Annotated in this window: 10 protein-coding genes; 6 read left to right on the top strand and 4 right to left on the bottom strand. The window is 71.7% G+C overall.

The genetic code is table 11. From position 1 onward, the window contains the following. The coding region (locus tag D7W79_RS09950) for an MFS transporter (protein ID WP_244221688.1) at positions 1-721 on the bottom strand (721 nt) is incomplete at its 3' end. 238 nt (positions 722-959) lie between these two features. Between D7W79_RS09950 and D7W79_RS09945 the strand changes: the two genes are divergently transcribed. From D7W79_RS09945 to D7W79_RS09930, 4 genes are all read left to right on the top strand, one after another. Next, a complete protein-coding gene (locus tag D7W79_RS09945) occupies positions 960-2,957 on the top strand; it encodes a lysyl oxidase family protein (protein ID WP_120525114.1) in 1,998 nt (665 codons plus the stop codon). Between the two features lie 100 nt (positions 2,958-3,057). Further along, on the top strand, positions 3,058-5,097 hold the full coding sequence (locus tag D7W79_RS09940) for a lysyl oxidase family protein (protein ID WP_120525113.1): 2,040 nt from the start codon (positions 3,058-3,060) through the stop codon (positions 5,095-5,097). A 154-nt stretch (positions 5,098-5,251) separates the two neighbouring features. Then, positions 5,252-6,478, top strand: coding sequence for an ABC transporter permease (locus D7W79_RS09935; protein WP_120525112.1), 1,227 nt, complete (start codon positions 5,252-5,254; stop codon positions 6,476-6,478). Between the two features lie 27 nt (positions 6,479-6,505). Then, positions 6,506-7,726, top strand: a complete 1,221-nt coding sequence (locus D7W79_RS09930) for an ABC transporter permease (protein ID WP_167497682.1) — start codon at positions 6,506-6,508, stop codon at positions 7,724-7,726. 90 nt (positions 7,727-7,816) lie between these two features. On the opposite strand, the gene D7W79_RS44250 is transcribed toward D7W79_RS09930, so the two are convergent. Both D7W79_RS44250 and D7W79_RS09925 read right to left on the bottom strand, forming a co-directional pair. Then, positions 7,817-7,990 (bottom strand): hypothetical protein, encoded by a 174-nt coding sequence (locus D7W79_RS44250; RefSeq protein WP_167497681.1) that lies wholly within the window; start codon positions 7,988-7,990, stop codon positions 7,817-7,819. 169 nt (positions 7,991-8,159) lie between these two features. Next, positions 8,160-8,948 carry a hypothetical protein gene (locus D7W79_RS09925; protein WP_147441870.1) on the bottom strand — a complete coding sequence of 263 codons (789 nt, stop codon included), beginning with the start codon at positions 8,946-8,948 and terminating at the stop codon, positions 8,160-8,162. Between the two features lie 415 nt (positions 8,949-9,363). Here D7W79_RS09925 and D7W79_RS09920 point away from each other — a divergent pair, with 415 nt between their 5' ends. Continuing rightward, entirely contained in the window at positions 9,364-10,608 is a 1,245-nt protein-coding gene (locus D7W79_RS09920; protein WP_120525109.1) for a phospholipase D-like domain-containing protein, read from the top strand. Here the strand turns inward: D7W79_RS09920 and D7W79_RS09915 are convergent. Further along, entirely contained in the window at positions 10,589-11,125 is a 537-nt protein-coding gene (locus tag D7W79_RS09915) for a DUF7919 family protein (RefSeq protein ID WP_120525108.1), read from the bottom strand. The two genes, D7W79_RS09920 and D7W79_RS09915, sit on opposite strands and share 20 nt — an antisense overlap. A gap of 185 nt (positions 11,126-11,310) precedes the next feature. Between D7W79_RS09915 and D7W79_RS09910 the strand changes: the two genes are divergently transcribed. Then, on the top strand, positions 11,311-13,275 hold the full coding sequence (locus D7W79_RS09910; RefSeq protein ID WP_120525107.1) for a DUF4091 domain-containing protein: 1,965 nt from the start codon (positions 11,311-11,313) through the stop codon (positions 13,273-13,275). The last annotated feature ends 43 nt before the right edge of the window (positions 13,276-13,318 follow it).

The following is a 13,318-nucleotide window of genomic DNA, read 5'->3' as shown; positions in this document are numbered from 1 at the left end:
GCCCATGGCCCAGGCTGAGCGCGAGCAGGAGCGGCACCACGCCCACCGCCAGCGCCACCGCGCCCGGGAGGTCCAGCTTCCCGCCGTGCACGCCCTCCGGCTTGAGCGGCGGCATGCGCAGGAAGATGAGCGCCAGCGCGAGCGCGCCCACCGGCAGGTTGATGAAGAACACCCAGTGCCAGCCCATCGTGTCGGTGATGAAGCCGCCAGCCAGTGGGCCCACGACGCTGGACAGGCCGAACACCGCGCCGAACAGGCCCTGGTACTTGCCCCGGTCCGCTGGCGGGAACAGGTCCGCCACCACCGCCAGCGACGCGGTGAAGAGGGCCGCGCTGCCCAGCCCCTGCACCGCGCGGCAGAGGATGAGCGCGAGCGTGGAGCGCGCCGCGCCGCACAGGAAGCTGCCGGTGAGGAACACGGCGATGCCCGCCACCAGCACCGCGCGGCGGCCCAGCAGGTCCGACAGCTTGCCCCACACGGGCACCATCATCGTGGAGGCCACCAGGTACGCGGTGGTGAGCCACGGGTAGTGCTCCGGCGCGATGTGGAGGTCCGCCTGGATGGTGGGCCCCGCCGTGGCGACGATGGTCTGGTCCAGCGCCGCCAGCAGCAGCCCCAGCAGCGCCCCCGCCAGCGTGAACGCCTTCTGGGAACGGCTGAACCGCTCGGACGCCGGCGCGGCGCGGGAGTCCAGGGCGGTGTCGGCGGCGGTGTCGGCCATGGCTCGGGCACGCGCACGGGACGCGTGCATCCGCGCGAATCTGGGGACGGCGGTGGAGGCTGGCCACGTCCGCCTGCCCGTCTGCCCTCCCTCCGGGAAGCACCCCTTGAATGGAGGCGCCAGAAACCCGTCAGGGGGCAAGGGTCCTTTCCAGGCGGTGGGCGCGTGGCCCTATCCTCCGGCCCCTTTCCGCGGGACGTGCCGTGCCCGCAGACCGTGTCTGCCCGAGGAGTCACACATGCGGATCCATGGAGCGCTGGCCTGCGCCGGGGGGCTGTTCCTGCTGTCGGGCTGCAAGGGCGACCCGAAGCCCCAGCCCGACGCGGGAGTCCCGGACGCCGGGTCCGACGCGGGCTCTCCGGGCGACGGCGGCACCGCCGGGCCCACCCTCTCCGAGACGCCGCGCTGGGAGGTGAAGGGGGATGGCCTGGACCCGCAGGAGTGCTTCGGCCGGGGTGTGGCGCTGGGCGACGTCAACGGCGATGGCCGCCAGGACCTGCTGGTGATTTCGCCGCCGTGCACCAGCCGCCCCACGAACCCGGGCCGCGTGATGGTGTACCCCGGAGAGGCGTCCTTCTTCTCCAAGACGCCCGTCACCTCCACGGTGTCGTGGGTGCATCCCAGCCCGCGCACGTCGGGCTACCAGATGGTGGTGGACACGGGCGACGTGGATGGGGACGCGTACGCGGACGTGCTGGTGAAGAGCTACTACGGCGTCAGCGTGTACAAGGGCGGGCCAGACCTGTCCCAGGTGTTCGCCCAGCCGCTGTTCCGCGTGCCGGACTTCACGACCCTGCGCTTCGCCTCCGCGCGGCTGCTGGACATGGATGGCGACGGACTGGACGACCTCGTCGTCACCACCTTCAACGGCAGCACCACCCTCTACCGCGCGACGCCCGGCGCGGCGGGGGGCCCCTTCAACAACCTGCGCGTGCTGTCCGGCTACGCGCAGCCCGCCGGAGACACGGACGGGGACGGCGCCCAGGACCTGCTCGTCACCCTGTACAACGAGGAGGCCAACTACGGCCTCTTCCTGGGCTGCAAGGAGGACAGCACACGCGTCTGTGATGGACCGCTCACCACGCAGCCGGTGTGGAAGGGCACGGCGGACAGCATGCGGGGGGTTCCGGACCTGAGCGGAGATGGCCGTCCGGAGCTGCTCGCCTCGCTCAATGGCAGCGTGCGCCTGCACCTGTCGGACGCCTCGCTCCAGGGCTACTCCGCCACGCCCGCGTGGCGGCTGATGGACGACCCGGCCTTCCCCTTCGTGGCCGGCCAGGCCCTCACCGTGGGCTCCGTGGCGGAGGGCGGCACGGGCCATGACTTCGTCCTCACCGCGATGGGCCGCGTGTACCTCTTCCGTCCCACGGCGAACGTGTCCGGCCCGCTGGAGCCGGTGTGGGCCTGGCCGCGCGCCAACCACCTCGCTCCCCAGACGATGCTGGGCTTCGTCTACCCCAGCGTGGCGGCTCCCGGTGACCTGGACGGGGACGGGTACGACGACCTGGTGGTGGGCATCTCGCAGCAGAACGACGGCACGCGCGCGCCGGGCCGGGTGGTGGTGTACGGCGGCGGCGCGGTGCCGGACTCGAAGGATCCCGCGCCCGCGCTGGCGCCCACGAAGACGTGCAACCTCCAGGTGGATCCGGTCAACGGCAAGCCGGACCTCACGGTGGACCGGGACGCCATCGCGCGCACGCTCTACATCGAGCGGCGCGCCTTCGCGGCGGACTCGTGCGAGGTGCGTGAAGGCTGCGTGCCCGCGGGCGGCGAGCGGCGCCTTTTGCGCTTCACCACCTCCATCATGAACATGGGCACCGCGCCCGCGGTGGTGCCCTCCCCGGAGGAACGGCCGGACCTCTTCGTCTACGACGAGTGCCACCAGCACGACCACCTGGTGAACTTCGCCACCTATGACCTGAAGGACGCGTCCGGCCACACGACGTCCGTGGGACGCAAGCAGGGCTTCTACATGATCGACTTCACCCAGTACTGCGCGGACGGCAGTCCGCTCGCCTGGTACGACCCGGGCACGGGCATCTCCCCGGGCTGGTCGGACGTCTACACGGCGGACACCGCCTGCCAGTGGCTGGACGTCACGGACACCCCGGACGGTGACTACACCGTGCGCGTGGGCGTGGATGAGAACCACATCATCGACGAACTCGACGCGCTCCCCAACGAGGCCACCGTCAAGGTGCGGCTGAAGGGGGACACGGTGACCGTGCTGCCCTGAGGCGGCACGAAAAAGTCCGCGCGCATCGTTTCTCCGCGAAGGGGCTCCTCGGGGAAGGGCCGGTGGAAGGCCGGCCGGTTCATTCCCGGGGGAGCGATACATGCGGATGCGATTCGCGCGGTCTTTCGCGGTGGTGGGATTGCTGGTCCTGACGGGCTGCAAGGAGGATCCGAAGCCCCGGCCCGATGCCGGCACGCCGGACGCGGGGCCAGTGGACGACGGCGGCACCTCCGCCGGTCCCACCCTCTCCGAGACGCCGCGCTGGCAGGTGACCGGAGACGGCACGAACCCCAACGAGTGTTTCGGCCGCACGGTGGCGCTGGGCGACGTCAACGGCGATGGGCGCAAGGACCTGCTGGTGACGTCCGCGCCCTGCTCCAGCACCATGACGGACCCCGGCCGCGTGATGGTGTACGCGGGTGAGGCGCGCGACTTCACGAAGACGCCGGTCACCACCACGCTCACGTGGGTGCACCCCAGCCCCCGCTCCTCCAGCATCAAGATGACGGTATCCACGGGCGACATCGACGGGGACGCGTACGCGGACGTGCTCGTCGCCACCTCGTTCGGTGTCAGCGTCTTCAAGGGCGGGCCGGACCTGTCCCAGGTGCTGACCCAGCCGGTGTTCCGCGCGCCGGACTCCGCCACCCTGCGCTTCAACGGCGCGCGGCTCTTGGACCTGGACGGGGACGGGAAGGACGAACTCGCCGTCTCCACGCTCGCCGGGGAGCTCACCGTGTACCGGGCGACGCCGGGCGCGCCGCAGGGGGCCTTCACCGCCGTGCGCACGCTGACCGGTGTCCCCAGCCCCGCGGGCGACGCCGATGGGGACGGGGTCCAGGACCTGGCAGTGACCCACGACGACTTCAAGGTGGAGCTCTTCCTGGGCTGCAAGGCGGGCAGCGCTCGCGTCTGTGAAGGGCCGCTCACGACCCAGCCGGTGTGGACGGGCCAGGCCGAGCTCTTCGCCGCGCTGCCCGACCTGAACGGGGACGGCCGCTCGGAGGCGCTCCTGCTCCTGGACGGCAGCCAGCGCCTGCACCTGTCCGACCCCGCGAGCCCCGGCTACGCGCCGCAGGTCACCTGGCAGCCCATGGACGACGCGGCCTTCCCCCTCCTCGGACAGGGCTACATCACCTTCAGCAAGACCGTCGTCCCCGTGGGCTCCATGGTGGAGGGCGGCACGGGCCACGACTTCGTCATCGGCGCCATCGGCCGCGCGTACCTCTTCCGCCCCACCGCGAACGTGTCCGGCCCGCTGGAGCCGGTGTGGGCGTGGCCGCGCGCCAACCGGCTCGGCCTCCAGACGTCGCTGGGCGTCGACTACCTGGGCATGGCCTCCGCGGGCGACCTGGACGGGGACGGGTATGACGACCTGGTCCTGGGAGTCTCCCCGGCACTCAACGGCACGCCCGCGGGCACCGCCTCGGGAGGCAGCGGCACGGCGGCCCTGGGCCGGGTGATGGTCTTCGGCGGCGGCGCGGTGCCGGACTCGCCGGAGCCCGCGCCCGCGCTGGCCCCCACGCGGATGTGCAACCTCCAGGTGGATCCGGTCAACGGCAAGCCGGACCTGACGGTGGATCGGGACGTCCTCGCGCGCACGCTCTACCTGGAGCGGCGCTCCTTCACGGCGGACTCCTGCGAGGTGCGCGAGGGCTGCGTTCCCGCGGGCGGTGAGCGGCGCCTCTTGCGCTTCAGCACCTCCATCATGAACATGGGCACGGGCCCGCTGGTGGTGCCTTCTCCAGAAGAGCGGCCGGACCTCTTCGTCTTCGACGAGTGCCACCAGCATCACCACCTGACGAACTTCGCCGGCTACGACCTGAAGGACGCGGCGGGCCAGACGACGTCGGTGGGGCGCAAGCAGGGCTTCTACATGGTGGACTTCACCCAGTACTGCGCGGACGGCCTGCCCTACAGCTGGTACGACCCGGGCACGGGCATCTCGCCCGGCTGGTCGGACGTCTACACCGCGGACCTGCCCTGCCAGTGGCTGGACGTCACCGACACCCCGGACGGCGAGTACACCGTGCGCGTGGGCGTGGACGAGAACCACATCGTGGACGAGGCCGACACGCTGCCCAACGAGGTCACCGTCAAGGTGCGCCTGACCGGTGACACGGTGACCGTGCTGCCCTGAAACCAGGGAAAACCCCGCCCGTGGACCGCCGCCCGGTGAAGGCGCGTGCAATGGGCGGCCTTCCTGGGCGTAGAGTGCCTGACGCGGCCCGTCCGCCGGGGAGCCTTCCCGGTGCGCCAGGCCGCGCGGCTTCCAGCGTATAAGGGGTGGTTTCGTGAACTTCCGGGTCGACGTGTGGGAGGGGGCGCGCATCGCGCTGACCTCGCTGCGCTCCAACCGGCTGCGGACGGTGCTCACCACGGTGGGCATCGGCGTGGGCGTGTGCACCCTGCTGGCCATCGTCGGCATCATCCAGGGGCTGAACAGCTCCTTCGCCGACCAGCTCAACAAGATTGGCTCCAACACGCTCCAGGTGTCCAAGTTCCCCTGGGTGATGAACGGGGACTGGTGGGCGTACCGCAACCGCAAGGCGCTCTCGCTGGACCTGGAGGACCCGCTGCGCAACGCCTCCGAGCACGTGGTCGCGGTGGCCCCCATGATGTTCGTCAACGCGGAGGTGGCCTTCCAGAACCGGAAGCTCGCCTCCGTGCAGACCATGGGCACCAGCCCGGACTACGCCATGACGTCCTCGGTGGAGATGGGCCAGGGCCGCTTCCTCACGCAGGCGGACGTGGACAACCGCTCCGCCGTCGTGGTGATTGGCGCGGAGGTGGGCAAGGTGCTCTTCCCAGGCATCAACCCCGTGGGCCACCGCATCCTCGTGGACCGCCGCCCCTACCGCGTCGCGGGCGTCATCGTGGAGCGCGGCACCGTGCTGGGGCAGAACGTGGACCTGGTGGTGATGCTGCCGTACCCCACGTTCCAGGGGCACTTCGGCACCCAGCGCGACGTGAACTTCGTCCTCGCGGTGGACCAGCAGGAGAACGTGCCCCGCGTGCAGGACCGGCTCACGGAGACGCTGCGCCGCGAGCGCAACACCAAGCCCGGCGCGCCGGACGACTTCGCCATCAACCGGCCGGATCAGCTGGCCAACATGTACAAGCAGCTCACCGGCGCGCTCTACGGCGCGGCCACCGGCGTGGGCCTCATCACCCTCCTGGTGGGCGGCATCGGCATCATGAACATCATGCTGGTGTCCGTGCGCGAGCGGACGCGGGAGATCGGCGTCCGCCGGGCGCTGGGCGCGCGCAAGCACACCATCATCCTCCAGTTCCTCATGGAGGCCGCCAGCGTGTCCGCGGTGGGCGGCGCGCTGGGCACCGCGGTGGGCATGACCATCGCGTGGCTGGTGAACTACCTCACGCCCCTGGCGGCGACGGTGCAGCCCCTGACGGTGGTGCTGGGCGTGGGCTTCTCCGCGGTGGTGGGCCTCTTGTTCGGCATCTGGCCGGCGGCGCGCGCCGCGAACCTGGACCCCGTGGAAGCGCTCCGCCACGACTAGGCACGAGCGGGAGACCTGACCATGTGGATGGCTTTCTGGGACACGGTGCGGCTGGCGTTCGGCACGTTCCGCTCCAACCCCCTTCGCTCCTTCCTGACGCTCTTGGGCATCGTCATCGGCGTCACCACCGTGGTGTCCATGATGTCCCTCATCGAGGGGCTCAAGAACCAGGTGAACGACCAGATGTCGGAGCTGGGAAGCGACTGCTTCCAGGTGCAGCGCCTGCCCTTCGGCCAGGGCCAGCTGTCCGTCGCGGAGCTCGCGCGCCGGCCGCGCTTCACCTACGCGGACCTGGACGCCATCCGCACGCAGCCCTCCATCGCGCGGGCGGCCGGCGAGGACTCCAAGGGCGGCCAGAAGGCCTCCACCTCCGAGCGCGAGACGCGCCCCAACCTGCACGTCTGGGCGGGCACGGCGGAGTACTTCTACACGAACGCGGTGAGCCTCGACACCGGCCGGCCCTTCACCGACGCGGAGTTCGTGGACGGGCGGCGCGTGGCGGTGATTGGCAAGGACCTGGCGGACACGCTGTGGCCCGGCCTGGACCCCCTGGGCCGCGAGTTCCGCCTCCTGGGGCGCACCTTCCAGGTGGTGGGCACGCTCAAGCGCCGGGGCGGGTTCCTGGGCGGCGGCAGCCAGGACAACCAGGCCATGATTCCCCTGTCCACGTTCGCGTCCATGTTCGGCGTGCGCGACTTCCGCATCAGCATCCAGGCGACGTCCCCGGAAGTGCTCCAGCGGGCCCAGGATGAAGTGACGCTGCTCATGCGCCGCCGCCACGGGCTCAAGCCGGAGGAACCGGACGACTTCTTCCTCTACAACAACGCGTCCGCCACGGAGATGTTCAACAACCTCTCCTCCGCGGTGTCCGCGGCCAGCTTCGGCGTGTGCATCCTGTCGCTGCTGGTGGGCGGCATCGGCATCCTGAACATCATGCTGGTCGCCGTGACGGAGCGGACGCGGGAGATTGGCATCCGCAAGGCGCTGGGCGCCAAGCGCTACCGCATCCTCGCGCAGTTCGCGCTGGAGGCGGTGGTGCTGTCGCTGGTGGGTGGCGCGGTGGGCGTGGCGCTGGGCGCGGGCCTGGCGCACCTGGCCCGGTGGATGATCAACCTGCCCACGGAGGTCCCCATGTGGTCCGTGGTGGTGTCGCTGGTGATGAGCTGCGGGGTGGGCCTGCTCTTCGGCATCTACCCGGCGGCGCGCGCCGCGAAGCTGGACCCCGTGGAGGCGATGCGCTCGGAGTAGCGCGCACGCGCTTCAAGGCATGAAGAAGGCCCCGACCCGGCATGAAGCGGGCGGGGCCTTTTCTACATCACGGTCGTGGCCGGCCCGGGACTACGGGCAGGGGTACGTACAGGTGATCTGCCCGGAGATGGGGTTCTTGAAACACGTGGGCGTGCAGTCCTGCGCGTCGGCGGAGGACGGCGTGGCGGCGATGCCCATGCCCATCACGGTGGCGGCGGCGGCGAGGACGAAGGCGATGCGACGGATGTTCTTGCGAGCCTGCATGGTGTCGTCTCCCTGCTGCGAGGTGTTGGCGCTGCACGGAGCACTCTAGGGGCGGGGACTGACAATGCCAGCGCTGTTGTCGCGGGCTCGCGCGCTGGTGTGGAGGGCGGGGCGCCGAGGTGCCGCACGCGGGAAGAAAATTGAAACGCGGGTGCGGCGAAACGACGCGTCAACGCCTGGGAGTGGGGGTGCGGCTCCACTGATAGCCCACGGTGGCGCCGCTGCCGATGAGCGACAGCGCGAGGTAGCGGCGCACGAAGTCCAGCCGTTCGCTGGAGCCAGCCAGGTGGCGCAGGCCCTCATGCGCGGCGATGCCCAGCAGCATTCCCACGGTCGCGCCGCCGAGCGCGCCCAGGTACGCGCGGCCGCGATCCTGGCTGTCGCCGAACGCGACCTCGCCCATGCCCCACGAGCCGAGCGCGGCGACGGGAGGCGTGACGACCATGGCGGCGCCGAACGCGCCCACCTCCAGCTCCATCCACCGGCCCTGCGGATACGAGGGATGGACGAAGAGGAAGCGTCCGGGAAGCGCCGCGAGCACGGTGCCCGCGGCGGCCTCCGCGGCGGTGGCGCCCAGGCGCGTGTCCCCGCCCACGCGGGTCGCGGCCCAGACGGCGCCCAGGGGCAGCAGCGTGACGCCGCCATGCGCGGCCCAGGTGCCGGCGGACAGGGGGGCCTCCGTGTCGGGCTCACCGTGGGGAATGAAGGGGCGCAGCGCACGCGGAGGCACGGCGGGAGGCGGAGGCTCCGCGTCCAGGAGCGGCGCATCCAGGACGGTGGGCTCCAGCGGAGGCGGAGGCGGTTCCGGCGCGCGGGACGGAGGTGTCTCCGACGCGGACGCGGGTGGCTGAGCGTGGGGCCCAGGCGCATCACGCAACGGCGCGGCGGACGCAGGCGCATCACGCAACGGTGCGGCGGATGCGGGCGGATCCGCCTCGCGCGGGGATGCGAAGGACATGGACGTACCGGCTTCGCGCGGTTCATCGCGAGGCCCGGGAGTGTCGCCCGCATGCGACAAGGGCACTGGAAGCGCGGCGCGCGGAGGCGCCGGCGCATCGCCGGCCGCGGGTGAACCCGCGCTCGCGGGAGGACTCTCTTGCGCCCTCGCGGCGGCGACCGCGGCCGGCGCCACCAGCAGGAGCGTCCCGAGTGCTGGTGCCATCCCCCATCGACCCATGCCGTGTCCGTCCTCCCCGCGTGTCCGCTGTCCGCACCCAGCAGTGCGCATGCGACGCGCCCGGCACCACCGGCCTCCCGTGTCACATGACTCAACCGTCAGCAGGTGGACGGTGCCCGGCCCCATCCACGCCCTTCCTCCACGCGGGAGCACACGGCGGATGCGGAAGGGCGGGGGCTGCCCTAGCTTCCGGGCCGTGCGGCTGGTCTGGCCCATCCTCCTCGCCCTGCTCGCCGCGGGGTGTCCCTACCCGAACCACCGACAGGACCTGCGCCTGCGCGCGCTGCCGGAGGACCCGGCCGAGCGCGAGCTCGCCATCGAGCAGACACTGGGCTTCCCCATGGAGCCCGGCAACGGCGTGGAGCTGGTGCAGAACGGCCGCGTCTTCGACGTCATCGAGCAGGAGATCCGCGCCGCCCGCTCCAGCATCCACATCGCCAGCTACATCTGGCGTCCGGGCATCCCGTCGGACCGGCTGCTCCTCGCGCTGCGCGAGCGCGCGCCCGGCGTGCAGTGCCGCGTCATCGTGGATCCGCTGGGCAGCGTGAACTTCGAGGTCGTGGCCCCCGTGCTCGCGGACGCCGGCTGCGACGTGCGCACCTACCGCCCCTATCAGGGCGCGGTGACGTCCCTGGACGCGACGCGGATCCGCGCGCGCATGCACCGCAAGATGGTCATTCGCGACGGTGAGGTCGCGCTGACCGGAGGCTTCGGCATCTGGCGCAGCTGGCTGGGCAACGGCGACGCGCCGGAGACCTGGCGGGACACCAACGTGCGAGTGCGAGGCCCCGTCGTGCGAGGCATGCAGATCGCCTTCGCGCAGAACTGGCAGGAGTCCGGTGGCGGCTTCCTGCCTCCGGAGTCCTTCCCGGAGCTCGCTCCCGCGGGAAACGCGCGGGCCTGCTTCGTCGCCAGCACCGGCCACCGCTTCCTCTCGCAGGCCTCGAGGATGTGGCTGCTGTCCATCGCGGCCGCGAAGCACCGACTGTGGATCGCGAACTCGTACTTCCTGCCGTCGGAAGCCATCAGCGACATGCTCATCCTCAAGGCCCGCGAGGGCGTGGACGTGCGTGTGCTGGTGCCCGGCCGCTACCACGACGTGGGACCCGTGCTCGCCGCGCAGCGAGCGTCCTACGCACGGCTCCTGGAGGGCGGCGTGCGCATCTACGAGTACGAGATCTCGATGATGCACTCCAAGACGCTGGTCGCGGACGACACGCTGAGCGTCGTGGGCTCCACCAACCTGGATCCGCTGGCGCTCAATCACACCGATGAGGGCTCGGTGATGGTGGAGGATCCGGTGCTGGCGGAGGAGCTGGCCGCCGCCTTCGAGCAGGACCTCACGCACTCGGCGGAGGTCCACTGGGACGGCTGGAAGCGGCGGGGCCTGCTTCAGAAGCTGCGCGAGCAGCTCCCGTGGCTCATCGGCGACTTCCTATGAGCCGGGGTGTGCGGCGGGACCGGGCCCGCAGCCGGGCGCTCGCGGACATCCGGGGCAGGGGACCCGCCTCCAGCAGCCACGGCGGCGCCACGTCGCGCAGCGCGGCCAGGTACGCGGGCGAGCGCATGGGCGGGCACACCAGCACCGCCTTCACGAACTCCTCCGGCGGCGCGTAGCCGTGCGCGTCCACCGCGTGGACCATCATCGACGGGGCGATGTAGAGCCGGTCATACGCGGGGATGAAGAGGTTGCTGGTGCCCAGCTTCACGCGAGGGCCGTCCTCCAGCTCGAAGGTGCGGGGGCCTTCCGTGAACCGGCACAGGCCGCAGGTGTGCCACCCGAGCGAACGCCGGGGCTGCCACGGGTCCTCCAGCAGCTCCACCAGCCGCATCACGAAGCGCCGCGACGCGTGGCCGCGCGCATACGCATGCAGGTGGTCGATCCATCCCACCGCGAGCACGGGCTTGCCGCCCTCGCCGGGGTCGGAACAGGGGGTGAGGTCTTCGAACCAGGCCATGAGGCCGCGAAGCGTCTCACCGTGCCCGGCGTGGCGGCAAGCCAGCGGCCGGCACCTGTCGCCTCTGAAGAACAGTACCCGGGCCCACCACACCGGCCCTGGAGCCCCCGGCCTCCTGCCTGTCCGGCTGACAAGGGACGGCCGACGCGGGAAGCCACGCGGGGCCGGGGTGCGTTGGTCTCTTCATGCCTTCGATTCGACCGTTCCGTGCCGCCCTGTTGTCGCTGACCGTGGCCCTGCCGGTGTTCGCGGCCGGGCCCGCCGTGTGGGGCGAGGGGATGATGGTGAAGGTGCGGCCGGGGACCGCCGCCCGGAGCGCCACCGAGGTGCGGCTCACCGCCGCGCGCAACGAGTTCGTCTCCTTCCAGGTCGCGCTCCAGGGCGGAGACACGGGGCTGACGGGCGTGCGCGCGAAGCTGCCCGCGCTGGAGGGCCCCGGCTCCACGACGCTGACGGGTCCGGACGTGACGCTGTACCGCGAAGCGCTCATCCCCACGAAGCAGGCGTCGGTGGCGGGAGAGCCGGTGGGCGCGTGGCCGGACGGGCTGGTGCCGGACACGGACGAGGTGGCCGGTGAGACGCGCAGCGCCTTCCCCTTCGACGTGCCCGCGAAAGAGGCCCGGGCCATCTGGGTGGACGTGCACGTGCCCCAGGACGCGCCGCCCGGCGACTACGTGGGCACGGTGACGGTGGAGGCGGACGGAGGCTTCCAGCGGCAGGTGACGGCGAGGCTGACGGTGGTGGACGCGGCGCTGCCGAGCACGTCCTCGCTGCCGTCGGCGTTCCTGCTCTGGCCGCCGCACGTGTGCCGCGCGCACACGGGGCGCGAGGACTGCACGCCGGAGGAGCTGCAGCCGTTGCTCGCGCGCTACCAGCGGATGGCGCTGGAGCACCGCTTCACGCTGTCCAGCCTCTTCCCGCGCAAGCCGTGGCCGCCCGCGTGGAGCGACTTCGACGCGACGTGGGGGCCGTACCTGGACGGGACCGCGCCCTCGCGGCTGCAAGGCGCGCGGATGACGAGCCTGGAGTACGTGGGGCCGCTCGACGCCGCGAACCTGAAGGACTTCACGGCGCACATGACGGAGCGGGGCTGGCTGGACCGGGCCTACGTGCAGCTGGGGGACGAGCCGCCCTACGGCACGACCTTCGAGCAGGTGCGCGCGACCGGAGACCTGGTGCGCCAGGCGGCCCCCGGGCTGCGCACGATGCTGACGACCAACTCGCGCGAGCTGAAGGCCAACCGCCTGGAGGACCAGGTGGACGTGGCGGTGCCGCTGGTGAACCACCTGGACGGCACGGACGCGAGCTTCCGGGGTGACCAGCGCGGGACGTACACGAACTTCCTGGAGCGTCCGGGAACCGCGTTGTGGATGTATCAGAGCTGCATGAGCCACGGCTGTGCGTATGGGACCAACGCGCCGGAGAACAAGCCGGGTGCGGGCTGGCCGTCGTACATGCTGGACCGGTCGGCGGCGAAGGCGCGCGCGATGGAATGGGTGACGTTCCTGGAGGGCGCGACGGGCGAGCTCTACTACCAGACGGTGGGCATGCTCTCCACGGCGTGGACGGACCAGTACCGCTTCAACGGCAACGGGGACGGGACGCTCTTCTACCCGGGCACGCCGGCAGCCATCGGTGGGAAGACGGACGTGCCGGTCGCGTCGCTGCGGCTCAAGCTCATCCGCCAGGGCATGCAGGACTACGAGTGGCTCAAGGCGGTGAGCGACGCGGGCGACCCGGGCTTCGCGCGCAAGGTGGCCAGGGACCTGATTCCAGCCGCGTCGCGAGTGACGGACGACGGCGCCGCGTTCGACGCGGCCAGGCTGAAGCTCATCCAGCGCTACGAGGAGCTGACCGCCACCCAGACGCCGGGCGCGGGCACCACGCCGCCGGACGCAGGCACGAAGCCGCCGGCGGACGGGGGCACCGCGCCCGCGCCGGAAGAGGCCGCGGGAGGTCCGTCGCGAGGGACGCCCGGCTCGCCCTCCGACGTGACGCCGGACGCGGTCGCCGACGCGCAGGCGGGAGGATGCAGCACGGGCGGAGGCGGCACGGCGGCGGTCGCGGGAGGCCTGCTGTTCGCGGCCTGGGCGCTCGGCGGGATGCGCCGTCAGCGCGCCCGCGTGACCGTGCCCGCGCGGAGGAAGTAGGCGCAGGAAAAGCGCCAGGTCGAAGCGCGTGCGCCCTGCCGCA

Origin of the sequence: Corallococcus exercitus, from assembly GCF_003611585.1 — a bacterium.
GTDB lineage: Bacteria > Myxococcota > Myxococcia > Myxococcales > Myxococcaceae > Corallococcus > Corallococcus exercitus.
Note: the sequence above shows the minus strand (reverse complement) of the source record. Positions and strands in the feature narration are given on the sequence as shown.

What these genes read in the sequence shown, in the direction of transcription:
- D7W79_RS09945 (WP_120525114.1), top strand. Translation starts at nt 960, where the DNA reads ATGCGGATCCATGGAGCGCTGGCCTGCGCCGGGGGGCTGTTCCTGCTG.
- D7W79_RS09940 (WP_120525113.1), top strand. Translation starts at nt 3,058, where the DNA reads ATGCGGATGCGATTCGCGCGGTCTTTCGCGGTGGTGGGATTGCTGGTC.
- D7W79_RS44250 (WP_167497681.1), bottom strand. Translation starts at nt 7,990, where the DNA reads ATGCAGGCTCGCAAGAACATCCGTCGCATCGCCTTCGTCCTCGCCGCC.
- D7W79_RS09910 (WP_120525107.1), top strand. Translation starts at nt 11,311, where the DNA reads ATGCCTTCGATTCGACCGTTCCGTGCCGCCCTGTTGTCGCTGACCGTG.
- D7W79_RS09915 (WP_120525108.1), bottom strand. Translation starts at nt 11,125, where the DNA reads ATGGCCTGGTTCGAAGACCTCACCCCCTGTTCCGACCCCGGCGAGGGC.
- D7W79_RS09930 (WP_167497682.1), top strand. Translation starts at nt 6,506, where the DNA reads ATGGCTTTCTGGGACACGGTGCGGCTGGCGTTCGGCACGTTCCGCTCC.
- D7W79_RS09925 (WP_147441870.1), bottom strand. Translation starts at nt 8,948, where the DNA reads ATGTCCTTCGCATCCCCGCGCGAGGCGGATCCGCCCGCATCCGCCGCA.